This is a genomic window from Tenacibaculum sp. HL-MS23 (genome assembly GCF_032463465.1).
GTDB lineage: Bacteria > Bacteroidota > Bacteroidia > Flavobacteriales > Flavobacteriaceae > Polaribacter > Polaribacter bernardetii.
Genome location: NZ_CP135989.1, coordinates 1,155,243 through 1,180,036, shown reverse-complemented (window position 1 = coordinate 1,180,036; position 24,794 = coordinate 1,155,243). Strand labels below are relative to the sequence as shown.

25 protein-coding genes are annotated in these 24,794 nt (G+C 30.7%); 11 read left to right on the top strand and 14 right to left on the bottom strand.

Features of this window, described 5'->3' with window-relative positions; translation table 11 throughout:
* Positions 1-57 precede the first annotated feature (57 nt).
* Together RRF68_RS05490 and RRF68_RS05485 are read left to right on the top strand one after the other, a co-directional pair.
* Complete coding sequence (locus RRF68_RS05490) at positions 58-1,173, top strand: C1 family peptidase (protein WP_315945254.1); 1,116 nt, start codon at positions 58-60, stop codon at positions 1,171-1,173.
* A gap of 113 nt (positions 1,174-1,286) precedes the next feature.
* A complete protein-coding gene (locus RRF68_RS05485; protein ID WP_218771122.1) occupies positions 1,287-2,732 on the top strand; it encodes a DUF389 domain-containing protein in 1,446 nt (481 codons plus the stop codon).
* Between the two features lie 68 nt (positions 2,733-2,800).
* Here the strand turns inward: RRF68_RS05485 and RRF68_RS05480 are convergent, their stop codons facing one another.
* The 3 genes from RRF68_RS05480 to pdxH are packed head-to-tail and all read right to left on the bottom strand — an operon-like array spanning position 2,801 to position 4,872.
* On the bottom strand, positions 2,801-3,694 hold the full coding sequence (locus tag RRF68_RS05480; RefSeq protein ID WP_218771121.1) for a Ppx/GppA phosphatase family protein: 894 nt from the start codon (positions 3,692-3,694) through the stop codon (positions 2,801-2,803).
* 11 nt (positions 3,695-3,705) lie between these two features.
* Complete coding sequence (locus RRF68_RS05475; protein WP_218771120.1) at positions 3,706-4,194, bottom strand: SixA phosphatase family protein; 489 nt, start codon at positions 4,192-4,194, stop codon at positions 3,706-3,708.
* A 30-nt stretch (positions 4,195-4,224) separates the two neighbouring features.
* On the bottom strand, positions 4,225-4,872 hold the full coding sequence (pdxH, locus tag RRF68_RS05470) for a pyridoxamine 5'-phosphate oxidase (RefSeq protein WP_218771119.1): 648 nt from the start codon (positions 4,870-4,872) through the stop codon (positions 4,225-4,227).
* 224 nt (positions 4,873-5,096) lie between these two features.
* On the opposite strand from pdxH, the gene RRF68_RS05465 reads away from it, so the two are divergent.
* The 7 genes from RRF68_RS05465 (at position 5,097) to proC (ending at position 11,602) form a co-directional block, all read left to right on the top strand.
* Positions 5,097-7,253, top strand: coding sequence for a TonB-dependent receptor (locus tag RRF68_RS05465; protein WP_315945253.1), 2,157 nt, complete (start codon positions 5,097-5,099; stop codon positions 7,251-7,253).
* Positions 7,254-7,376: 123 nt separating this feature from the next.
* Complete coding sequence (locus tag RRF68_RS05460; RefSeq protein ID WP_315945252.1) at positions 7,377-8,174, top strand: alpha/beta hydrolase; 798 nt, start codon at positions 7,377-7,379, stop codon at positions 8,172-8,174.
* 83 nt (positions 8,175-8,257) lie between these two features.
* Positions 8,258-8,677 (top strand): DUF2141 domain-containing protein, encoded by a 420-nt coding sequence (locus RRF68_RS05455; RefSeq protein WP_315945251.1) that lies wholly within the window; start codon positions 8,258-8,260, stop codon positions 8,675-8,677.
* Between the two features lie 6 nt (positions 8,678-8,683).
* Positions 8,684-9,310, top strand: coding sequence for a hypothetical protein (locus tag RRF68_RS05450; protein ID WP_315945250.1), 627 nt, complete (start codon positions 8,684-8,686; stop codon positions 9,308-9,310).
* A gap of 55 nt (positions 9,311-9,365) precedes the next feature.
* Positions 9,366-10,028 carry an HAD family phosphatase gene (locus tag RRF68_RS05445; protein ID WP_315945249.1) on the top strand — a complete coding sequence of 221 codons (663 nt, stop codon included), beginning with the start codon at positions 9,366-9,368 and terminating at the stop codon, positions 10,026-10,028.
* Between the two features lie 527 nt (positions 10,029-10,555).
* A complete protein-coding gene (locus RRF68_RS05440; RefSeq protein ID WP_218771113.1) occupies positions 10,556-10,747 on the top strand; it encodes a hypothetical protein in 192 nt (63 codons plus the stop codon).
* Between the two features lie 48 nt (positions 10,748-10,795).
* Positions 10,796-11,602: a pyrroline-5-carboxylate reductase gene (gene proC, locus RRF68_RS05435; protein ID WP_315945248.1), complete on the top strand. Its 807-nt coding sequence runs from the start codon at positions 10,796-10,798 to the stop codon at positions 11,600-11,602.
* Between the two features lie 26 nt (positions 11,603-11,628).
* Here proC and RRF68_RS05430 read toward each other — a convergent pair whose 3' ends face one another.
* From RRF68_RS05430 to RRF68_RS05380, 11 genes are all read right to left on the bottom strand, one after another.
* On the bottom strand, positions 11,629-12,471 hold the full coding sequence (locus tag RRF68_RS05430; protein WP_315945247.1) for an XdhC/CoxI family protein: 843 nt from the start codon (positions 12,469-12,471) through the stop codon (positions 11,629-11,631).
* 192 nt (positions 12,472-12,663) lie between these two features.
* Complete coding sequence (locus RRF68_RS05425) at positions 12,664-13,038, bottom strand: hypothetical protein (RefSeq protein WP_275315237.1); 375 nt, start codon at positions 13,036-13,038, stop codon at positions 12,664-12,666.
* A gap of 170 nt (positions 13,039-13,208) precedes the next feature.
* Positions 13,209-15,464, bottom strand: a complete 2,256-nt coding sequence (locus RRF68_RS05420) for a xanthine dehydrogenase molybdopterin binding subunit (RefSeq protein WP_315945246.1) — start codon at positions 15,462-15,464, stop codon at positions 13,209-13,211.
* The gene (locus RRF68_RS05415) at positions 15,464-16,864 is read right to left on the bottom strand and encodes an FAD binding domain-containing protein (RefSeq protein WP_315945245.1); all 1,401 of its coding nucleotides are present in this window, start codon (positions 16,862-16,864) and stop codon (positions 15,464-15,466) included. Before RRF68_RS05415 ends, RRF68_RS05420 begins: the two co-directional genes overlap by 1 nt.
* Before the next feature lie 83 nt (positions 16,865-16,947).
* The gene (locus tag RRF68_RS05410) at positions 16,948-17,961 is read right to left on the bottom strand and encodes an endonuclease/exonuclease/phosphatase family protein (protein ID WP_315945244.1); all 1,014 of its coding nucleotides are present in this window, start codon (positions 17,959-17,961) and stop codon (positions 16,948-16,950) included.
* A 4-nt stretch (positions 17,962-17,965) separates the two neighbouring features.
* A complete protein-coding gene (locus RRF68_RS05405) occupies positions 17,966-18,823 on the bottom strand; it encodes a rhomboid family intramembrane serine protease (RefSeq protein ID WP_315945243.1) in 858 nt (285 codons plus the stop codon).
* 38 nt (positions 18,824-18,861) lie between these two features.
* Positions 18,862-19,587 (bottom strand): rhomboid family intramembrane serine protease, encoded by a 726-nt coding sequence (locus RRF68_RS05400; RefSeq protein ID WP_275315241.1) that lies wholly within the window; start codon positions 19,585-19,587, stop codon positions 18,862-18,864.
* A 9-nt stretch (positions 19,588-19,596) separates the two neighbouring features.
* Positions 19,597-21,456 (bottom strand): DNA mismatch repair endonuclease MutL, encoded by a 1,860-nt coding sequence (gene mutL / locus RRF68_RS05395; RefSeq protein WP_315945242.1) that lies wholly within the window; start codon positions 21,454-21,456, stop codon positions 19,597-19,599.
* Positions 21,456-21,740, bottom strand: a complete 285-nt coding sequence (locus RRF68_RS05390; RefSeq protein ID WP_218771103.1) for a riboflavin synthase subunit beta — start codon at positions 21,738-21,740, stop codon at positions 21,456-21,458. The genes mutL and RRF68_RS05390 overlap by 1 nt, the downstream gene beginning before the upstream one ends.
* Before the next feature lie 178 nt (positions 21,741-21,918).
* Complete coding sequence (gene ribH / locus RRF68_RS05385; RefSeq protein WP_218771102.1) at positions 21,919-22,425, bottom strand: 6,7-dimethyl-8-ribityllumazine synthase; 507 nt, start codon at positions 22,423-22,425, stop codon at positions 21,919-21,921.
* On the bottom strand, positions 22,425-23,207 hold the full coding sequence (locus RRF68_RS05380; protein ID WP_315945241.1) for a tetratricopeptide repeat protein: 783 nt from the start codon (positions 23,205-23,207) through the stop codon (positions 22,425-22,427). The genes ribH and RRF68_RS05380 overlap by 1 nt, the downstream gene beginning before the upstream one ends.
* A gap of 114 nt (positions 23,208-23,321) precedes the next feature.
* Between RRF68_RS05380 and recF the strand changes: the two genes are divergently transcribed.
* Together recF and RRF68_RS05370 are read left to right on the top strand one after the other, a co-directional pair.
* The gene (gene recF / locus RRF68_RS05375) at positions 23,322-24,401 is read left to right on the top strand and encodes a DNA replication/repair protein RecF (RefSeq protein WP_315945240.1); all 1,080 of its coding nucleotides are present in this window, start codon (positions 23,322-23,324) and stop codon (positions 24,399-24,401) included.
* An 82-nt stretch (positions 24,402-24,483) separates the two neighbouring features.
* Positions 24,484-24,780 carry a DUF721 domain-containing protein gene (locus RRF68_RS05370; RefSeq protein WP_275315245.1) on the top strand — a complete coding sequence of 99 codons (297 nt, stop codon included), beginning with the start codon at positions 24,484-24,486 and terminating at the stop codon, positions 24,778-24,780.
* Positions 24,781-24,794: the final 14 nt, after the last annotated feature.

Below are 24,794 nucleotides of genomic sequence, written 5' to 3'. Positions count from 1 at the left end.
TGAAATTTTTAAAGTCATTATAAAAACTGTAAATTGCTCTATTAATAAAATTCAAACATGAAAAATTTATTTATAGGAGCCGCTTTTACCGTTTTAAGTATCGGTGCTATTACAGCTCAAGAATATGAGTTTAAAACCATAAAAGATATCGAAAACACGCAAGTAAAAAGCCAAGGAAATACTGGTACTTGTTGGAGTTTTTCTACAACATCATTTTTAGAATCTGAAATTATACGGTTAACAGGTAAAAACATCGATTTATCAGAAATGTATACCGTTCGTAATACGTATTCAGATAAAGCTAGTAATTATTTATATCGTCAAGGAAAAGCGCAGTTTAGTGAAGGTGGTTTAGGTCATGATGTTATTAATTCTGTAGCGAGATACGGATTGGTTCCAGAGCAAGTTTTTTCGGGATTAGATATGGGGCAACAAACTCATAATCACGCTGAGGTTGTAGCTGTTTTAAAATCGATGTTAGATGCGTATATTAAAAATCCGGCTAAAGAATTAAGTCCGAAATGGAAAAAAGCAACAGAAAGTGTTTTAGATGTTTATTTAGGCGAGAATAAAGAAAAGTTCGAGTTTGAAGGTAAAGAATATACGCCCAAAAGTTTTGCAGAGTATGTAAAAATAAATCCGTCAAACTACGTAACAATTACTTCTTTTAAACATGCTAAAATGTATGATGATTTTGTTTTAAATATTCCTGATAATTTTTCAAACGGATCATTCTATAATGTTTCTTTAGATGAATTGGTTGCTGTTACAGAAAATGCTTTAGAAAAAGGCTTTACGATTGAACTAGATTGTGATGTTTCAGAAAAAACATTTTCATCAAAAAACGGAGTAGCGTTTATACCTGCAAGTGTTTTAGATAGTGAGAAGGGATTAAAAGAAATTATTAAAGAAAAAAATATAACGCCAAGTTTTCGTCAATCAGAATTCGAAAACTTTAATACTACTGATGATCACCTAATGCACATTGTAGGCTTGGTTAAAGATCAGCAAGGGAATAGGTATTTTAAAGTGAAAAATTCTTGGGGAACAAAGCAAGGAAACAACGGATATGTATACATGTCTATTCCTTATTTTAAATTAAAAACTATTTCTGTTTTAGTTCATAAAGATGGTCTGTTAAACGATTTAAAAAAGAAGTTAAATATCAATTAAATGATGATGTAAATGCATCGTTAAAAAGCTCAAAGAAACATCTTTGAGCTTTTTTTATTTTTATAAAATAAATAAGGAATTTTGTATCTTTCGCAAGTTATAAAACAACATAAATGGAAGAAAAACTAAATCAAGATGAAAGTGTAGAGCAATCTAAACAAGCTATTCAAGAAGATGCGAAAGGTTTGTGGGAGAGTTCTAAAAAATTTATTGTTGAGTTATTAGATTTTCGTGAAGACACCGATCAAGAAGCAACAATTGAAGCCATAAAAGTTGATATTCCGTTTAAAGGAGCAACAGCTTGGATTTTAATATGTTCGATATTTGTGGCTTCTATAGGTTTAAATGCAAACTCTACAGCAGTTGTAATTGGAGCCATGTTAATATCGCCTTTAATGGGGCCAATTTTAGGAATAGGAATGTCTATTGCTATAAACGATATTGATACGTTAAAGAAGTCATTGGTCAACTTAGCAACGATGATTGGGTTGAGTTTATTAACAGCATTTTTCTTTTTCTTTCTATTTCCATTAAAAGAAGATACGTCTGAGTTATTAGGTAGAGTAAAACCAGATATTAGAGATGTATTAATCGCCTTTTTTGGAGGTTTGGCTTTAATTATAGCACGTACAAAAAAAGGAACAATAGCTTCTGTTATTTTTGGTGTTGCAATTGCAACAGCCCTAATGCCGCCTTTATGTACAGCTGGTTATGGTTTGGCAATTGGTAATTTCGATTACTTTTTTGGTGCTATGTATTTATTTATTATTAACACCATATTTATAGCATTAGCAACATTTTTAGTTTTAAAATTATTAGGGTTTACAATGATTCGTTATGTAAATTCAGTAAAAAGAAAACGAATTGCACGTTTAGCATCTGTTGTAGCTTTTTTAGTTATGGTGCCTGCGGTATTTACATTTATTAGTGTTTATAAAGAAAGCGTTATAAATGCAAGTTATAAGAAGTTTTTAAAAGAGAAAATAGAGTCTAATAAAGATTTATGGTTGCAAAGAGAAAAAATTCATAGAGATACTAAAAAAGTAAACTTGTTCTTTAACGGAGATGTAACTGATGCTACAGAAACCTTTTTAAGAAATGAATTAAAAACCTATGCAAAGTTAGATACTTACGAGCTTATAATAAATGAAAATAAAGCACGTAGTGTAGATAGGGTAGTAGATGCTTATGATAGAGCAATTACAGATTTAGATTTAAAAGACAATATAATAAAAGGATTACAGCGTGAAATTGAAGATCTGAAAAGTACAATTTCAACCTTGAATACTAATATTGAACAAAACGCTTTAGATAGAGATAAAAATAGTGTACCATTTAGCAAAGTGGCAAAAGAAGCTAAAATTAGATTTAATGATATTAAAGAAATCAGTTTTTCTAAAAAATTATCTTCTAAAGATTTTATAAAGGTTGATACAATTCCTGAGTTATCAGTAATATGGAATCCTAAACTGGCAGATTCGATTGTAAAAAAGAACGAAAATGAACTTAAAACATGGTTGCAAAAAGAACTTAAATTAAAGATTACTATAGTGAAGTAAAAGCAATCTATTTCAAACAAAAAAACCGAGCATTTGCTCGGTTTTTTTGTTTTTATTAAAAGAAATATCTATAATTTATTAAGGTATAAGCTTTTTATAATTCCATCAGAAAGTCCGATTTTAGGAACAAATATTTTTCTAGCTCCACTCCATTTCATTGCAGAAAGATAAATTTTTGTAGCCGGAACAATAACATCTGCTCTATCAGGATTTAAACTCAATTCAGAAATACGTTCTTTATAGCTCATATTCTTTAAAAACTGATATTGAGCATTCAGATATATGTAAGAGATTGGTTTGCCAATATCTCTACCCGACATTTTAAATATTTTATTAATGTTTCCGCCAGAACCTATTAAAGAAATACGTTTGTATATTTTAGTATTGCCTTCAATCCATTCTTGTACCTCTTTAAAAATAGCTTTGTTTTCTGTTTTTTTATTATTGATTAATCGTACGGTACCTATTTTAAAAGATTTCGATTTAATAATTCTTCCTTTAGAAAACAAGGTGAATTCTGTACTACCACCACCAACATCAACATAAAGATACGTTAGGTCTGATTCTATTAATTGATTTAAATCGGTTGCAAATATAATAGCAGCTTCTTTTTTACCATCAATAACATCAATTTCTATATTGGTTTTCTTAAAAATGGTATTTACAACTTCCGTTCCGTTTTTAGCTTCTCTCATTGCTGAGGTAGCACAGGCTTTGTATCTTTCAACACCATGAACTTTCATCAGTAATTTAAAAGCCTCCATAGCATCAATCATTCTGTTGGTGTTTTCTTCAGAAATAACACCGGTAACAAAAGAGTCTGTTCCTAAACGAATAGGAACACGAACTAATGAAGATTTTTTAAATTGAGGTTCTTTATTTTTTTCTTCAATAACATTTGCTATTAAAAGTCTTACAGCATTCGAACCTATATCTATCGCACCGTATTTTTTAATTTTCAAACTATATAGATTTATCGATGGTTTTTAGGAAATTCTACTAAACATGTACTTCCTTTTTTTATGTTTTTCCAATGTTTTTCATCAAACTGAATACCAATTACACCGCAAGTAGATACGTGAGCAATAGGTTTATCGCCAAATTTATTTACAAAACTATTAATACCATGGTCATGGCTAAATATAATAGCACTGTCAAAACTATCATCTAAAGCTTTTACAGTTTTTACTAAGTACCCATCGCTAAAACTATATAACTGACGTTTTATTTTAAGGTTTGCAAGCGGGTATTTAAAGTTTTCGCAAAAAATAACAGCAGTATGTAAAGCCCTGTTTGCACTACTAGATACAAATACATCGGGTCTTTTTATTTCTTCTGATAGGTATTTCGATAAAAGATGCGCGTCGTTTATACCGCGTTCTTTTAAGGGTCTATCAATATCTTCTATACTTTCGTACTTCCATGAAGATTTTGCGTGGCGAACAATATAAAGTGTTTTCATTTAATTTTTTATAGCTGTGTAAATATAAAACTAAGGAGCTAAACGTTCAAGTTTCCAAGAGAAATCTTTTTGCAAGGTATATCTTATACGATCATGCATTCTGTTAGGGCGTCCTTGCCAAAACTCAATAGATATTGGTTTAACCATAAAACCGCCCCAATGTGGTGGTCTTACAATTTCTTTACCATTAAATTTTTCTGTTATTTTTTTTAGTTGCTCATCAAGTTCGTTACGAGAATTAACAACATCACTTTGGTTAGATGCCCAAGCGCCTAACTTGCTTCCATCAGGTCTTGATTCAAAATAACCATCCGATAAGTTTTCTGATAACTTTTCAGCTTTTCCTTTTATAATTATCTGCTGTTCTAAACCAGCCCAAAAAAACGAAAGGCATACATTATTGTTATTCAAAATAGCTTTTCCTTTTTCAGAATTATAATTGGTGTAAAAAATAAAACCTTCCCAAGTGTACTTTTTTAACAATACAATTCTGCTTTTAGGAAAACCATCTAAGCCTATTGATGCAATGCTCATTGCGTTAGCTTCATCTACCATTTCAGATTCGTCGGCAGTAAAAAACCAATCTCTAAATAATTCAATTGGATTTTCTGGGCAGTTTTCTTTTAAAAGTTCTTGTTTTTCGTAAGATTTTCTATGGTTGCTTAAATCGTGTGACATTGTGATTTTTTAGACTATGTAAAAATACAGTTTTAATGAGTTTTACAGTGCTTTATAGTCTTAAATTTTACGAACCCATATAAATAAAAGAACCTATTTTTAAGAGGATACTATTTAATTTCTGATAAATGAACAATTGGTCATTAAATTTATACAGTTGAGTGTGTCTTTTTATGTTAAGTTTTAAAAAGAAAGCAATTTTGTACTATCAAATAACAAAAACAATGAAACAATTATTATTTATTTTATGCTTATTAATTCAGGGTTATGTGGTTGCACAAACAATTATTTCAGGAAATGTAACAGATAACAAAGGAAATCCGATTGAAGGAGCAAATGTATATTTAGACGGAACATATGATGGCACATCAACAGATAATAACGGAATTTTTTCTTTTTCAACATCAGAAGTAGGAACAAGAACATTAATAGTTTCTTTTATCTCTTTCGAAACATTTTCGAAATTAGCAGATGTAAAAGAGTTTAATAAGTTAAAAATTAAATTACGTGAAGATGTAAATACTTTAGATGCTGTAACTATAAACGCTGGAACTTTTGAAGCAGGAGACAATGCAAAAGTAACTGCTTTAAAACCGTTAGATATTGTAACAACGGCAAGTGCATTGGGCGATTTTGTTGGCGCTTTACAAACCTTACCAGGAACATCAACTGTTGATGAAGATGGGCGACTTTTTGTTCGGGGTGGTGATGCCGAAGAAACGCAAATTTTTGTAGACGGAATTAGAGTTTTTAAACCGTACTCGCCATCAGCAAATAATATTCCTTCTCGTGGTCGATTTTCTCCATTTTTATTTAAAGGAATCACTTTTTCTACCGGAGGTTATTCTGCAGAATACGGACAAGCATTATCGAGTGTATTGTTATTAAATACAACGGATGAAGTTGTTGAAGAAAAAACAGATTTATCTTTTATGACAGTTGGTTTAGGGGTTGGTAATACACAGGTTTTTGGCAAAAATTCATTAAGTGTTAATGCATCGTATATTAATTTAGCACCGTATCAATCGGCTTTTCAAGACAGAAATACGTGGCATAAACCAGTGCAATCGTTTAGTGGTGAGGCAGTATATCGTTTTAAGTTTAAAAACGAATCGCTATTAAAAGTGTACGGAGCGTTTAGTTATACTGATTTCGATTTAACCCAAGAAGATATAAATTATGAAGAAGGTGTGCGCTTCGGGTTAACAAACAGAAACTTATATTTTAATAGCTCTTATAAAAATAGTTTTGGTGATGAATGGAAAATTGCCACAGGTGTAAGTTTTACAAATGATCAGGCTATTATTAAAGTTGTTGATGATGAAATTACTGATGAAGAAAACTCAGCACATTTTAAAGTAGCGATGAAAAAACGTTTTTCGAATCGATTTAAATTAAATTTCGGAGCGGAGTATTTTGTTACCAATTTTAAAGAAAATTATAAGAACGTAACGAACGAAGCTTATAAATACGGATTTGATAATAATATTTTAGGAACTTATGCAGAGGCTGATATATTTTTCTCTAAAAAATTAGCATCAAAAATAGGTATTCGTGGCGATTATTCTGAGTTGTTAAACGAGTTTACCTTTTCGCCAAGAGCATCTATTGCTTATAAATCAGGAAAAAACGCACAGTTTTCTTTTGCGTACGGACGCTTTTTTCAGAACCCTAAAAATGATTATTTAAAATTTAATACTGATTTTAATGCAGAAAACACGTCGCATTTTATAGCGAATTATCAATATGTAAAAAACAAACAGATTTTTAGAGTAGAAGGCTATTATAAAAAATACCAAGATTTAGTAAAATATGATACAGATTCTTTTTTACCAACCACTAATTATTCGAATTTAGGAAATGGTTATGCTAAAGGAATTGATGTTTTTTGGAGAGATAATAAAAGTGTAAAAAATACTGATTATTGGATTTCATATTCGTTTTTAGATACCGAAAGAAATTATAAAAACTATCCAACAACGGCTACACCAAATTTTGCATCGGCACATAATTTATCAGTAGTAGGAAAACACTTTATTAAAGATTTAAAAAGTCAGGTAGGCTTTAGTTACAATTTTGCTTCTGGTAGAAATTACACGAATCCGAATAAAACAGGATTTTTGAATAACAAAACTAAAAATTATAATTCGGTAAGTGTAAATTGGGCGTATTTAATTAGTCAGCAAAAAATATTGTATTTCTCAGTAAACAACGTTTTAGGGCATCAGAATGTATTTGGTTATAATTATAAAAATACGCCAAATATGAACGGTGTTTTTGATAGGCAAGCAATTGTGCCTAATGCAGATCGGTTTTTCTTTGTTGGTTTCTTTTGGACAATCAGCGATAATAAGAAAGATAATCAATTAGATAATTTGTAATTAAAAGAAAGTAAGAAAAAACATTACAGTTCAGTCGTGAAAACGAACAACTGAGTAACATGTTTTGGCGAGCTCTGTTTAAATAAAAGATATTTGAAGTATAATACATAAATAATGAGAACGATGAAAATTACCATGACAGTTTTATTACTATTTGTTTTTCAGTTTGTAAATGCGCAATTTGAAGATAAATTTTATTATCCTAAAAAAGAATGGAAAGAAATTAAAACACCTTTTTCAGAAGATTTTATTTCAGTAGAAAAAGATACAATTCACACCGCTTTTTTTCAGCCAAAAACACCTCCGAAGGCAACAATTTTATTTTTTCATGGAGCCGGAGGAAATATATCAACTTATATGTACATGATTAAACCTATGATAGCTAATGGATACCAAGTGTATGCGGTTGACTTTAGAGGTTATGGTAAATCAACAGGAAAGTCAACACATAAAAACGTACAGGAAGATGTAATTATTGTCTTTAATAAAATGAAAGAAAATAAAGACATGAAAGGCACAAAATTAATTGTATTAGGAGCGTCTTTAGGTTGCCAAATTGCTACAAACTTTACTAAAAATCATCAAGAAGAGGTTGATGCTTTAATTTTAGATGGCGGTTTTTCATCCTTTGCAGATGTAGCTAAATTGTATGCGCCAAAACCAGCACATACATATATAGAAAGTGTTTTAGGAGAAGTATATCCATCTAAAGAAGAGATCAAAGCAATTAAAAACTTGCCTAAATTAATAATACATGGTAAAGTAGATAAAACGATTCCGATAAGTCATGCACAGATTGTTTTTAAAAATGCACAAGAACCTAAAACTTTTTTTACATCAGAAAAAGGACACTTAGAAGCTTTTAGCCAGGAAACAAAAAAAATATTTAAAGAAATTGATAAACTTTTAACGGTTGAGTAATAAAATACAACAATTCGGCGCTATTCTTGATAAAAATAGAAAGAAAGTCAAGATATTTGGATCATCAATAAAAAACCAAAACAATGAAAAAAATAATTTTAGCAGCAATTTTTATTTTAAGTGGAGTTTTAAGTGCTCTAGCTCAAGAAACACAAACCGTTACTGTAGAATTTAACGGAATGAAATCAGACAAAGGAGATTTATATATCGCTTTATATAATTCTGAAGATTCTTTTTTAAAGAAACCTTTAAAAGGTACAATTGCAAAAGTTATTGATAAAAAAGCAACAGTAGTATTCAAGGATATAGCAATAGGAACTTACGCAATTTCTGCTTTTCATGATGCAAATAATAATAAAAAAATGGATACTAATTTTTTCGGAATTCCAAAAGAACCAATAGGTATTTCTAATGATGCAACAGGTTTTATGGGACCGCCAAAATATAAAAATGCAAAATTTAAAGTATTAAAAAACATAAAATTATCAATTAAGATAAACTAAAAAAACATGAAAAAGATAATCACATTACTAGTATTACTAATAGCTATAAACTTATCAGCGCAAAGTAAATATGAAAAAGGTATGACCAAAGGGTTTGAACTTTGGCAGTCAAATAAAACAACAGAAGCTAGTCAGTTATTTGAGCGTATTTCTAAAGCAGAAAAAGAAAACTGGTTGCCTCCGTTTTACGCAGCAACGATTGAAATTGTTGGAAGTTTTGGCGTAAAAGACGAAGCTGTTTTAAAAGCGAAACTTAACAAGGCACAAGAATTTTTAGATACAGCAACAGCTGTTTCACCAAATAACCCAGAAATTTTAATAACACAAGCATTGTTAAATACGGCTTACATGGCTTTTGACGGACAGAAATACGGAATGTCAATGTCTATGAAAAACGGAGCGTTATATTCAAAAGCATTTAAATTAGCACCTAACAACCCAAGAGTTATATTAAGTAAGGCACAAGCAGATATGGGAGCTGCTAATTTTTTCGGACAATCTACAGCACCTTTTTGTAAAGATATTAAAAGAGCTATTGAATTAGGCAAGACAGAAAAAATAACAGAAAAGTTTTATCCTAAATTTATGTTAGATAGGGCAGAAGAAGTATTAAAACAATGTCAGAAAAAATAATAGCTAGCTAAAGAGGCAATTGCTTATTTTTGTAAAACAACACAAACTAAACACAATGGCTTTAAAAGCAGTTTTATTCGATATGGATGGTGTAATTGTAGACACCGAACCATTACATAAACAAGCATATTTTTTAATGTTTGCTAAAGTAGGAATCGAAGTTTCTCAAGAATTATATAATGCTTACACAGGGCAATCAACCATAGATATTTGTAAAGATTTAGTTAGCAAGTTTAACTTATCGATGGCAGCTACCGAATTAGTTGCTTACAAAAGAGCTTTTTTTAAAGAGCTCTTTTTTTCTGATAAAAATGATTTGCAATTATTAGAAGGTGTTTTAGATTTAATTAAAGATTATTACGCAAACGGAATAACACTCGTTTTAGCATCGTCTGCCTCTATGGTGACGATTGATAATGTTTTTAATAAATTTGATTTAAATCAATATTTTAAAGGAAAGATTAGTGGTGCAGATTTAAAGGCATCAAAACCGCATCCAGAAATTTTTTTAAAAGCAGCTGAAATTGCAGGTTTTAAGAAAGAAGAATGTTTGGTTATAGAAGATTCTACAAACGGAATAAAAGCTGCTTATGATGGCGGAATTTATTGTGTAGCGTATAAAAGTGAGCATTCTAAAGCGCAAGATTACACATTAGCACAGAAAATAATCTCTAATTACAACGAAATTAAATATAATTTAGTAAAAAACATCGTTTAGTTTTTATCAATTATTACTACATAAAATAATTGGTTTAATAATTTTTAGGTATATAATTATGTTATTTACAATAATAGTAGCTTATAATTATTAGTGTAATAATTTGCAGGTAAGTGTTTTATTTTTAAATATTTAGCTTTACAATAATCTTAACAAAGAGTATTTGTTGGTGGTTGTTTGTTTTTGTAAATTTGCACCATGGTACAGAAAAATACTGAACAACAAAATTCACGAGTATTAACTTTTAATTATCTGGTTTTTAGAAATCAATCAGATAAATTCATACCTCCTGCTTCTTAGTTTACAAGCCAAGTCTTGTAACAATTTTTTTCTGTTAAGAACAGTCGGCCTTTAATTAGGCTATCGCTACATACTTTAAAAATATTGCAATATTACCTATTCAACTTATTAAGTTAAGTAAGAATAGGTGTAAAAGCACTTTGTTACTTTTCTATATGTTTATGGCTATTAATTAGCTATAACAGCATGATTCCTTTATAAAAATAATACTAATTAAAAACAATTATATGAAACTGATATACATCAAAAGAAAAACTATTCAAGAAAAAAGATACAGTATACCTATGGGTGAGCTAACAACAAAAGTAACATACATTAAAAAATATTTACTTGGGTTGCCTCTTAAAACTGTACATAAATATAGAGAAACGTATTATGGAGAAGTAAAAGATTGTGAAGACTGTATGTTATTCGTATAGTACATTTATAAATTAACAATCTAACTTATTCAAAAAATATAAAAACACATGAAAGTACTTGTAATTGGTGCAGGAAATATGGGGTTAACCTATGCAGAAGGAATGTCTAAATCTAAACTTCTTAAGAAAAAGAATATTATGGTTTTAGATAAATCTGAAGAAAAACTTAAAGAGCTTCATAAAATAGCACATTTTGATACTTTTGAGAAACTAGAAGATTGTGTTCCTAAGGCAGATATTATTTTTATCGCTGTAAAACCACACCACGCAATAAATGTGTTTAATACTATAAAGCCACTTGTGCAAAACGAGCAAATAATAGTATCTATAATGGCAGGTGTTACTATAGAGTCTATTGAGGAGTTAACAGGCTTAAAAAAGATTGTTAGAGCAATGCCAAATTTACCAGCACAAATAGGTAAAGGTTTAACCTCTTTTGTGGTTTCTGATGAGGTATCTAGAATAGAAATGCTAACGGTAGAAAGTTTATTGGCTACTACAGGTAAATCTATTCAGGTTTCTAGTGAGAAATTAATTGATGCTTCTACGGGAATTTCAGGAAGTGGACCTGCCTATGTTTTTTACTTTATGCAAAGCATGATGGAAGCAGCATTAAAAATGGGTTTCTCGAAAAAAGATTCTACAGTATTAGTTACTCAAACTTTTGCAGGAGCTATCGAACTTTTTAATCAGTCGAATATTTCACCTAATTCTTGGATGGAAAAAGTAGCTTCAAAAGGTGGTACAACGCGTGCAGCGTTAGATTCTATGGAAGATAATAATGTGAATGAGTTGATAAAAGAAGCAGCTTTTGCAGCATTTAGTAGAGCGGTAGAATTAGGAGAAGAGCATTAAAAATAGTGTAATGCATTTTTTTAAAATTATTTATTTTGGTTTTTTAGCTGAATAATTTGAGCAGCGATACTAATGGCAATTTCTTCTGGAGTTTCACTTTTTATTGATAAACCAATAGGAGCAGAAACAGCATCTAGCTCTTTTTGTGAGTGTTTTTCGTTTCGTAAAACCTCCCACATTGTTTTTAATTTTGCCTTACTGCCTAAAACACCAATAAATTTATAATCGTTTTTAAGTAGTTTACTTAATACCAATTTATCATCGGTGTATTTGTTGGTCATAATAGCTACATAACTTGTTTTTCCTTCAGGAATATAGTTGTTGATATCATTATAATCAACAACTAATTTTTTATGTGCGAAATTATTATTTTCGAGCGTGTTGAGGTTTTCTCTATTGTCAAAAACAACTACATAAAACCCAAGTTTTACAAACGTTTCTGAAACAGCTACTCCAACATGACCTCCGCCAACAATATATAAAGTTTCTTTATAACCTATATATTCATTATAATACCAATCAGAATTTGAGTTAATTTGATAATTAAATTGATTTTCTTGTTGTTTTTTTGAAAAACAGAATGAGTTAGGCGTTAAATTTAATGTTCCGTTTTGTCCTGTTTGAATACAGCTTAAAATATCTTCAATTACAGTTGTATGCTTAAAATCTAAACAATGAAAAGCAACGGTTTGTTCACCAGAACAGATCATTCCAGATCCGTTTTCGATACTACCTTTATGAATTTGTTTTTTTATAAATATTGGTGATTCTTTATTTTTTAAAAAATTTTGAACCTCTTCAACCAAAGTAAACTCCATTACACCACCGCCAATAGATCCAAAAATAAATCCATCTTGTGCAACTAACATTTTAAAACCTTTTTCTTCCAGGAGAACTCCCGAAGTTCTCAATAACTGTTAAGACATATACTTTTTGATTGTCTTTTATTTTAGCTAATATGTATTTCCAGAATCCCATTGATTGTTATTACTGTCATAGCGAATAAGTATGATGAAGTTATCCTTTAAAGAAGACTACAACATCTTATTCTTAATGATTAGTTAATTAAAAATTGTTTCACTTAAAGCGTAATAAATAGCCATTAAAGCAGAGAAAATTGCACTTGCTATAAAACGCCAATTTAAATGTATTTTATTTTGGATGATAAAATTAACAGTAAATGATATTGGAATATTTACCGTAAAAGATAACAGTGCAATCATTAATAAATCTTTGTTTATTTCATCGTAATTTCCTGAAAATAATTTAATAAAAGCTAAGTGCCTAAAAACCCAAATCGGATTAAAATAGGCGATAGCTAAACCTGTTCTTGCTATCGTTTTTTTTAAGCCTTTAAGAGAACTTGTTTTATTATCAATCCAAATAAAAAAATTAGGAATTTCAAAAGCATATATTGTTGCCCCGATCAACATCATTCCGAGTAATCGATATATAGAAAAATCGTTTAATAAAAGTGCCGCAATCGTATCTCCAGTGCTATAAATAATAGCGCCTTTTAATATGTTTTGTTTGGTGTATTGTAGTTTGATTGATTTTTTATTTTTAGAGTTTATAGGTAAAAGAATCTATAAATATTAAATAACTGTTATTGGTTTTCGTACAAGCCCATTAATACTTTTTCTGGCGTAAAAGGCGAGTGAAATTTTAATTTATAATTAGGATTAAATTCTTTAACAGCTTCCTGAATTGCAAAATAAGCACCAATTCCGTACATTAAAGGAGGTTCGCCTACCGCTTTCGATTTTTGTATGGCCATATCATTTCCTGCTGTTTTAACAGGAACTGTTTCTACTATTTTAGGCGTAGAAAAAATATCTGGAACTTTATACGTAGATAATGCATTCGATAATAAACGCCCGTCAGAATTGTAGGCAATTTCCTCCATAGTCATCCATCCAATTCCTTGCGCTAAAGCTCCTTCAACTTGACCGATATCAATTCCCAAATTCATAGATTTACCAAAATCGTGCACAATTTTTACGGCATCAATTTCATAAGTTCCTCTCAAACAATCTACCGTTGTAGTAGTAATTGCTGTTCCGTATACATGATACGCAAACGGATGCCCTTTTTCTTTAGATTTATCAAAATGAATAATAGGTGTAGCGTAATGAGCGTTTTCAGTTAAAGCAACACGTTGCACCATGGCTTGACTAATTACATCTTCCCATGAAATAGTAGATTTTTTACCATCAATAAAAACAAAATCCTCTTGAAAAGAAATGTTTTTTTCTTCGGATGAAGTTAATGTAGCAGCAACTTCAGTTAATCTTTCAATTAATGTATTACAAGCCATTTCAACTGCTTTTCCGTTTAAATCTGCAGTAGAGCTCGCTGCAGAAGGCGAAGTATTTGCAACACGAGTTGTATTGGTAGTTTCTAGCTTTAATTTAGCAGCTGAAACGCCTAAAACAGTTTGTGCAACTTGCAGCATTTTAGTGTTTACACTTTGTCCCATTTCTACAGCTCCTGTAGAAATTCCCACACTACCGTCTTGATAAATATGAATCAATGCACGCGCATGATTCATTTGTGTGTTTGTAAATGAAATACCAAAAGTAATTGGCATTAACGATATTCCTTTTTTGAATCTATTATTTTCTTTATTAAAAGAAGTTTTTTCAGTTTCTAATTGTTCTAAATCAAAAGTATCTTTAGCAGTAAACCAGGTGTTTTTAGCCTCTACTTGTGTTGCAATTTGTCCGTATGAAAACTCATCATTTTCAGCTAACAAATTAACTTCTTGTATTTGTTTTTTATTGATGCCTATTTTATCTGCTGCATCGGCAATGGCACTTTCTATAACAAACATTCCTTGTGGCCCGCCAAAACCACGAAAAGCAGTGTTGGGTGGTAAATTAGTTTTACAACTAAATACAGTAGTGCTTACATTCGGAATAAAATAACTGTTAGTGGCATGAAATAAAGTTCGTTCTGCAATTGCTGGAGATAAATCGGCAGCAGCACCAGAATTTTGTAAAAACTCAACTTCAAAAGCTTTAATTTTTAAATCTTTTGTCAATCCTATTTTATAGAAAGAAGAATATGGATGGCGCTTACCAGTCATACGTAGATCGTCATGACGATTCAACATATATTTTACTGGGCGATTTAAATGTTGCACAGCAACAGCTGTCATAACTGCCCAAGGAGTTGCTTGATCTTCTTTACCCCCAAAACCACCACCTAAGCGAATAACATCTACTTCAATTTTATGCATCGGAATTCCCAATACTTTAGCAGCTGTTTTTTGTACTTGCGTTGGTCCTTGGGTAGAAGAAGTTAGCTTTATGTTTCCGTTTTCTAACGGAACAGCGTAGCAACCTTGTGTTTCTAAATATAAATGTTCTTGTCCGTTAGAGAATGTTTCACCTTCAAAAACATATTCACATTCAGAAAAAGACTTAGATGAATCACCAAGCTTAAAAGAGCGAGGTGCGTTGATAAAACTATTTTTTTCTTTGGCTTCCTTTGCTGTGGTAATTACAGGAAGCTCTTCAATATCAATGGTAATTAAAGCTCTTGCTTTTTTAGCAATCGCAGTTGTTTTTGCTACAATAAAAGCAATTGGTTGTCCCCAAAAATGTACTTCATCTTCTGCCCATAAGGGCTCATCAGGAATAATTCCTCCGATTTGATTTTCTCCTAAAACATCTTTGTAGGTAAATATTTTTACGACGCCATCTAAAGCTTCTGCTTTAGAATAATCTACCGATTTTATTTTCCCATGCGCTTTTGGCGAATCAAAACATAGGCCTATTAAAGCATCTTGGCGCAGCATTAAATCATCTACAAATAACGATTCTCCTCGAACATGTGTATAACTATCTATGTTTTTCATTAGGCAATTAGTTTTTTTAGTTCGATTAGATTCGGAAATAATTCGATAAAATGGGCAAAGAATAATTGTTTAGCTAATAAACGTTTGTATGCTGATGTTCCTCTTACATCACTAATTGGTGATATTTCTGATTGAAGTATTTCTTGTGCTGCTATTATAGTATCAGCATTCATCTTTTTTCCGATTAAATAATCATTCGTTTTGTATAGGTATTTCGGAATAGCAGCAACGCCACCTACTGAAAAATGAGCTCCTATAATAGTACTCTTTTCTATTGATATTCTACCAGCTGCATTAACACTCGCAATATCTAAATGGGTACGTTTGCTTACTTTTTCAAAATTAAAAGCTTCATTTTTTTGAAGAACTTTAAAGGAAATAGCCTTTAAGACTTCATTTTCTTTTAAATCGTATTTTTTGTAATCTTGATGAAATTCTTGAAATAAAATATGACGTTCTGATTCGTCTTCTTTAATGATTGTTAAAGTGGCATTTAAGGCTAAAAAGAAAATAGACATATCGCCAATTGGAGAAGCATTAACGAAATTACCGCCAATGGTTCCCATATTTCTAATTTGTTCCGATGAAATTAATTTCATAAACTGCTTTAACTTCGGAAAAAACGTTTGTAGTTTTTTATTTTCTGCAATTTCAGTAACCGTTGTATTCGCACCTAAAGTGCAAATTCCTTCAGAAAAAGAAATACCAGATAATGTTTTTTTATCTGCGAGTAAATAAATCTGTTCGTCAGCCATTTTATCCGCATAGCGAACATATAAATCGGTTCCGTTAGCAACTTTTATTCCTTTTGTTTGTTCAGAAGATTTTGCCCCTATTTTTTTTAATTGATCAGGAATCGTTTCAAAGTAATTAGGAATAAAACCTTCTTTAATCAACCAATCTATTTGATGATTGTCGTCTTTATTAGCTAACTTTTCTTCAACTTCTAAACCTGCTTTTTCTATAGATTTATAACCAGTGCATCTACAAATATTACCACTAATGGCATCATTACAAGTAGTGTTATTATTGTTGCTTAAAGCAAAACCAGTCATGGAAACTACAAAACCAGGCGTGCAAAATCCGCATTGAGTAGCGTAATTACTAGTCATCGCTTCTTGAACGGTATTTAGGCTCTTAGGCAAGTTAATTCCTTCTATAGTAACAATGTGTTTACCATTTGCGTTCCCTAAAGGAGAAATACAAGAAGTAATACTCTTGTAGTTTACATTATCGCTTTCTACTGTGCCAATTAAAACAGTACAAGCTCCGCAATCGCCTTCGCGACAACCGATTTTTGTACCTTTTAACTGTTGATGATCTCTAATGAAATCGAGTAGCGTAATACCTGAATTAACAGGTGTTTTAATAATCTGATTGTTAAGTATAAATTGTATCATATGCAAAGGGCAAGATACGAAATAGTATGAAGTGTTTGGTTAGTATTTATAGTTTTAAAAAAAGAACTATAGGGTTCTTAAAATTACCAATGTAAACGTGTCATAATAGGGTAGTGGTCTGATAATTTAATATCACTATATGTTTTGTAGTAATTTATAGTTGCTTTGTTGTCAGTAAAAATAAAATCTATACGCATAGGGTAGATATATCTAAAAGATTTACCTAAGCCAATACCAGCATCTAAAAAAGCATCTTTTTTGTTTTTAGATAATTTGTTGTAAACCCAAGAATATGCTGTGTTGTTAAAATCGCCACACACAATTTTTTTTCCTTTCCATAAGGTTTCATGTTGTAAGATAAGTTCAGCTTGACTTACTTGTTTTTTAAAACCGTTAGATAAACGTTTAAATAAGCGTTCGGAATCTTTCTCTCCGAAATTTACTTTCTCCGGATTTATCTTTAAGGATTCTAAGTGTACATTATAAACGCGAATTGTGTCTTTATTTTTTAAAATATCAGTAAAAATAGTATTGTTAGCACTGTTTTTAAAGTTTAAAGAGCCTGAGTTTATAATCGGGTATCTCGAGTAAATAGCTAGTCCGAATTTATTAGCTTTCGACTTGGTTTTAATGTATTTATAAGGAAGGTTTATGTCTAATGATTTAGATCTGTAAAACTCTTGCATTACAAGAACATCGGGATCTTCATTATCAATAAAATCATAAATCTTTTGTTCGGTAGTGCTATCTTCTAAATGTTTATAATGATTGAATAATCGAACATTATAACTCATCACTTTTAAATCGTTATTTAATATGAGTTCTTTATTAGAAAATTTTATTAAAGGCGGAGAAATGAAATAGCCAACAGCTAATATAAGTAGCGATAATAAAGCGTTTTTATGTAGTTTAAGTAACCAGTATATAAAAAAAGCAATATTTAAAATAACTAATAAAGGAACAAATAAACTAAAAATGGCAAGAGCAGGGATTGTTTTTGGAGATAGAAAAGGTAACACGTAAGAGAGCAACAAAACAGCTGCAAAAACTGAATTGATAAAGAACATCAACTTATTGACAAGTGAATATTTTTTCATTTGATTATTTACCTTGTTTAAATAAAAAGTCTTTCTCACTTTTTGTTAAAGTATCATAACCTGATTTACTTATTTTATCTAGAATATTATCTATTTCAGCTTGGTTTTCTGATTTTTTGTAGTTGTTTTTTGATGGTTTTTTTCCAGATTTATAAACTGTCTTTAAAGGTTTTTCCTTTCTCTCAAAAAACTTTTTTAGCGGTTTTAAAATCTCTAACTCTTTATTGCTGGCTCTTACAACATATAAAAATCCAAATATAGCACCGCCAATATGTGCAATATGGCCGCCAGCATTACCGGCAGGTATTTGTATAATATCAATAGCTACCCAAATACAAGCTAAAGTCCATAATTTTACAAAACCAATTAAAGGAAATTTTAATTCATAATTAGGTATATAGGTTGCAATACCTATAAAAATTGCTGAAATTCCTGCTGATGCTCCAAGTAAAACACTAATATTAGCTTCTTTTAGTAATACAGGAAAAATAGCATAACTAATTAAAAACAAGATTCCGCCAAATAAGGTTCCTAGAAGGTAAAAGTTTAGTAATTGTTTAGAGGTGAAATATTGTTTAAAAAGATGGCCTATATAAAATAAAGCTACTAAATTTAATAGTATATGAAGAAAACTAGTATGTAAAAAACCGTAGGTAATAATTGTCCACGGTTTGTATAAAAACTCATCAAAGTTGGCAGGTAAAGAAAACCATTCAACCAATAAGTTGTTATTAGATTGAAATAAAAATCCAAAGGTATTGGTAATAAAAACCAATAAAAAAACAGCAAGGTTTACGTAGATAAGTTGCTCTACAATACCTGCATTTTTAAAACGATATTTTAAGTTATCTAAAGTATTCATCAATTTTCTTTTTCTTTCAAGGAATCTAATATACTACATTAATGAGTTTTGAACTGATTTTTTTTCCAATACCAAGCAATAATAAAACCAATAATAGCACCTCCAATATGTGCAAAATGTGCAATATTACCAATTGAGTACTTCGTAACACCAAAAAATAAATCACTAGCAATCATTACCGGAATAAAGTATTTTGCTGCAATTGGCACTGGGAAAAAGATCAATGCTAGTTTTGCATTCGGAAATGTTAATCCGAAGGCAACTAATATACCATAAACAGCACCAGAAGCACCAACGGCAGGCGTGTGGTACAAGCTGTAAAATTCGCTCATTGTTCTGTTAGAAAGCGTTATTATATTTTCATTGTACTGCCCTGTAGTTAAAATGTTTTGTATTTCGGAAGGAGAAACACCTAATGCTGCTATTTGCTCGTAAATACCATTAAATTGGTAGTAATTTACAAGTGTATATATCAACCCCGCACCGATACCTGCAGAGAAGTAAAAAAATATAAATTTATTTCTACCCCACATCTGTTCTAAAGGAGTACCAAAAGCCCATAACGCATACATGTTAAAAAGTAAATGCATTGTTCCGCCATGCATAAAAGTATGCGTAACGTATTGCCAAACACCAAAATGCTCGTTTTGTGGATAATGTAAAGCAAATATATTTGTTAAGTCTAAATTTAAAAATTGCGGCGCAAAATACATAATCACGTTAATGATTATTAAATGTTTTATAGCGTCAGTTAATTTTCCCATGTTTTTATTTTATTTATTAAAAATGGTGTCAATTTCGTTTAAAGTCAATGTTTTAAACGTTGGTTTACCAAGAGGCGATGCATTTGGTTCTTTACAAGAAAATAGATCGTCCACTAAGTTTTCTTGTTCCTTAGTAGATAGTACTGTTCCTGTTTTTATAGCCAATGATTTTGCAAAAGATTTTGCCATGACATCAAAATGGCTAAAACTAGTATCAGGCACTTCTAGCTTAATATCGTCTAATAATTGTTCTAAAATTAAAGTGATTTGACTTTCACTTATTGATGTTGGCATTCCGCCAATAACAACACTTTCTTTCGTAAATTCATCAAACATAAAACCAGCACTTTCTAAATCCGATTTTATCGTATATATCATTTCAATATCCGCTTTAGAAAAAGAAATATTTACAGGAAATAACAATTGCTGACTACTAGCTTCTTTTAGGGTGATATTCTCTAAAAATTCTTCGTATAAAATACGTTGATGTGCTAGTGATTGATTGATTAAAACAACACCAGATTTTATAGAACTTAATAAATATTTTTTTTGAATCTGAAAAGTTTTACCAGTTTCAGTTTCTTGATGACTTTCAAAAAGTTGTTCTTGTTTTACCGCTTCTAACGGTTCTGTATTTGTATATAAAGCTTCCCAGTTACTGGTGTCTTTTTTGAAGTTAGATTGATAACTTACCGATTTAGAACTCTGTGAGTCGTTTGAGTTATTTGATTTTGATTCGTAACTAGTTTCTGTTTTAAACGGATTAAATGTAGGATCTACACTAATCGGAGGAACAGAGGATGAGGTTCTTTTGTTTTTACTGTAATCGTATGGAGTATCAAGCGTAGCATCTCTGTTAAAATCTAAGACCGGTGCAACATTGTATTGCCCCAAACTGTGTTTTACAGTAGCACGTAAAATAGCATATAATGCTTTTTCATTATCAAACTTAATCTCAGTTTTTGTTGGATGTATATTTATATCGATACTATTTGGCGGCACTTCTAAATATAAAAAATAAGACGGATGTGAACCGTGTTCTAGTAAACCTTCAAAAGCATTAGAAACGGCATGATTTAAGTACGAACTTTTTATAAATCGGTTATTTACAAAAAAGTATTGTTCACCTCTTTTCTTTTTAGCAAACTCAGGCTTCGCAGTAAATCCGTTTATAGTAATAATATCGGTTTGCTCAGAAATAGGAACTAATTTCTCGTTCATTTTTGCGCCAAAAATAGCCACAATTCGTTTGCGTAAATTACTTTTCTTTAAATGATAAACCTCTGTATTATTGTGATGTAATAAAAATGCAATGCCAGGATGTGCTAGTGCAACTCTTTGAAATTCATCTACAATATGACGGGTTTCAATAGTGTCTGATTTTAAGAAATTTCTTCTTGCTGGGATGTTGTAAAACAAGTTTTTAACCGCAATACTTGTACCTTTAGAAGTTGAAACAGGTTCTTGAGAAACAATTTTACTTCCTTCTATTTTTATTTGAGAACCTAATTCTTCCTCTTCTTGTTTTGTTTTTAGCTCAACATGCGCAATCGCAGCGATAGAAGCCAGTGCTTCACCACGAAAACCTTTGGTGTTTAGGTTAAATAAATCTTGGGCATCTTTAATTTTCGAAGTAGCATGACGCTCGAAACTTAAACGTGCGTCGGTAGCACTCATTCCTTTACCATCGTCGATTACTTGAATTAAAGTTTTACCGGCATCTTTTATTAAAAGTTTTATAGAACTAGCACCTGCATCAATCGAATTCTCTACCAATTCTTTAACTACAGAAGCGGGTCTTTGTACTACTTCACCTGCTGCAATTTGATTTGCTACATGATCAGGAAGCAATTGTATAATATCTGACATTAGTTGTTTTTAGATAAAAATATAGAAAGATCAAATTCGATAAAAAATAAAAATAATAGCAGTAAAATAGCAATTATAATTAAGATTGTTGGGTTGAATCCGCCATTTTCAGAGTTTTTAAATTCATTAATTGCAGCAGTAAATTTTCCTTTTAAATTTTTTGATTTACCAACAGTCGTGCGGTATTTATCAAATTTATGTTTTACTTGATACGGATTTCCTTCTCCTTTGTAATAGGTAGGCTTGTAATCGAACTTTTTATTTTCTCTTTTAATAAATCCCATAAAATGCTGTTGTTTTGAATACTATAGTGTAACAAAAATCACACCAAATTAAGACGAAATTCAAAGTTACTGAATTATGAATAAGTGGTCAAAAATTATGACTAAATTAAAGTTAAAAAAAGAACCAAAATGATAAACATCTTGGTTCTTTATATTTTAATTGTATTTTTTGTGATCTTTAAAATCCTAAAGAACCTTTAGGTCTTTCTAAGTTTTTAATAGCAGCCATTTTTACAGCAGCTACGGCACATTCAATACCTTTGTTACCTAATTCTCCTCCAGAGCGATCTAAAGATTGTTGTTTTGTGTTATCTGTTAAGACACAGAAAATAACAGGAACATCGTATTTAATGTTTAAATCTACAATTCCTTGTGTTACTCCTTCACAAACAAAATCGAAGTGCTTTGTTTCTCCCTGAATTACGTTTCCAATTGCAATAACAGCATCTACTTTTTGAGATTCTATCATTTTTTTACAACCGTAAACTAATTCGAAGCTTCCAGGTACCTCCCAAGAAATAATATTCTCTTCTGTTGCACCGCAATCTAAAAGTGTTTCGATAGCACCTTTTTGTAAGTTGCCAGTAATTTCAGGATTCCATTCTGAAACAACAATCCCAAATCGAAAAGATTTCGCATTTGGGATTGAAGCTTTATCGTAATATGATAAATTTGTTGTTGCCATTATTGAGCATATTTTGCGCTATTGATATATTTTTCAATATCTCTACCTTGATCAGTAGTAGCGTATTTTTCTTTAATGCTTGTGTATAATTTTTCAGCAGTACCATATTCCTTTAAGTCCATAGCAATTTGAGCTGCTTTGAATAAAAATAAAGGAGATGTAAAGTCATTGTCTTTTTTGTTGGCAGCTTTTTGATAATAAGCTAAAGCATCTTCTGGTTGGTTAATATCAGCAAAAGCATCACCGATAGCACCTAAAGCAGTTGGGCCTAATAATTCATCATCAGAATTAAAATCACTTAAATATTCTATTGCTTTTTCGTATTTTTTCATTTTTAAGTAAGAAATACCAGCATAATAGTTTGCTAAGTTCCCTGCTTTAGTTCCGCTAAAATCAGCAGCTATATCAGTAAAACCATATTTCCCGTCACCACCAGTTAATCCTAAATTATATAAAGAATCAGCTGCAACTCCTGCAGATATTGTAGCCTTTGCAAAGAAAGTTCTTGGGTAAGCTAATTCGTTAGAAGCTTCTTTTTCGTTAGGTTCTGCAACAAACTTAGTGTATGCTAAATATCCTAAAATTAAAGCAGCAACTGTTACCAACCCGTAAAATAAAGGCTTGCTGTTTTTCTCAATCCATTGTTCAGATTTGTTGGCTGTATCGTCTAAAGTATTAAATACTTCGGCGGTAGTACTTTGAGATTCATCAAAGTTTTCTACTTCTTCCTGTGCAAACTTTTCTTTTTTAGGTTTATAACCTCTTTTCTTGTATGTAGCCATAATTGCTTAAAAATTAGTGGCGACAAAAGTATGTTTTTAAATTGGATTTTAAAAATCGGTTATTCGTAAAAAAAATGATAATTTGCGCTTTCTTTTTCGAAATAATTCTCATTCATGTATTTGCAGAAAATATCACTAGTAAATTTTAAGAATATAGAAACGCAAACCTTTGATTTTCAGAAGAAAATAAATTGTTTTGTAGGTGATAACGGAATTGGTAAAACCAATGTCTTAGATGCTATTTACTATTTATCTTTTGCAAAAAGTTATTTTAATTCGGTCGCTGGACAGAATATTCGTCATGGTCAAGATTTTTTTATGATCGAAGGAGATTACTTATTAGGCGACAGAAATGAGAAAATTTTGTGTTCTTTAAAAAGAGGTCAGAAAAAAATGCTAAAAAGAAACGGAAAGGCTTATGAAAAGTTTTCTGAGCACATCGGTCAGTTACCCTTGGTAATTATTTCACCTGCGGATAGAGATTTAATTGTAGAAGGAAGTGAAACTCGTAGAAAATTTATAGACGGCGTTATTTCTCAGCAAGATAAAAGCTATTTACAAGGGTTAATTTCGTATAATAAGATAATAAGTCAGCGTAACGCTTTGTTAAAGTATTTTGCAGCAAATAGAATTTTTGATGCATTAAATTTAAAAGTGTACGATGAACAATTAGTTGAATACGGAACCGTTATTTATGAGAAGAGAAAAGCTTTTTTAGAGGAGTTTGTGCCTATTTTTAATGAAAAGCATCAAATTATATCGGGCGCTAAAGAAGAAGTGAATTTGCGTTATAAAAGTCAGTTACACGATTCTTCCTTGACAGATTTGTTTGCGCAAAGCTTAGAGAAAGATAGGTTGTTACAATACACGTCGTCAGGAATTCATAAAGACGATTTAAATTTTGAAATAGGAGAATATCCGATTAAAAAATTCGGGTCTCAAGGACAACAAAAATCATATTTAATAGCTTTAAAGTTAGCGCAGTTCGAGTTTATAAAAAAACAATCTAATGTAACTCCGATTTTATTATTAGATGATATTTTTGATAAATTAGATGAAAATCGTGTTGCACAAATAGTAGATTTGGTAAATAATGATGCTTTTGGACAAATTTTTATTACCGACACGCATTTTGATCGTACCGAAAGTGTTATAAAAAAGAGTAATCAAGAATATCAGATTTTTAAATTATAAAGTAATTACAGGAAAGAATGTTAAAGTAATTAATTAAAGGTTACTTTATTTTGTTCACAATTACATATTATCATAATTAATTATGGCAAAAAGAGAAAATGATAGTCTTTCAATGAAAGATTTGTTAGGTAGTTTTATAAAAGAAGGAAACTTAAATAAAGGTTTTCAGAAAATACATATAGACGAGGCTTGGGGTAAAATGATGGGGCCAGGAGTGGTGTCATATACAAACGAAGTTAAATTGCAAAACGGAACTTTAATAGTTAGTTTAACTTCGTCAGCGTTAAGAGAGCAATTAAGTTACGGAAAAGATAAAATAATAACTATGATTAACGAAGAAATGGGCGAAACATTGGTGAAGAAATTAATGTTGGTGTAGTTTTTTGTCTAAAA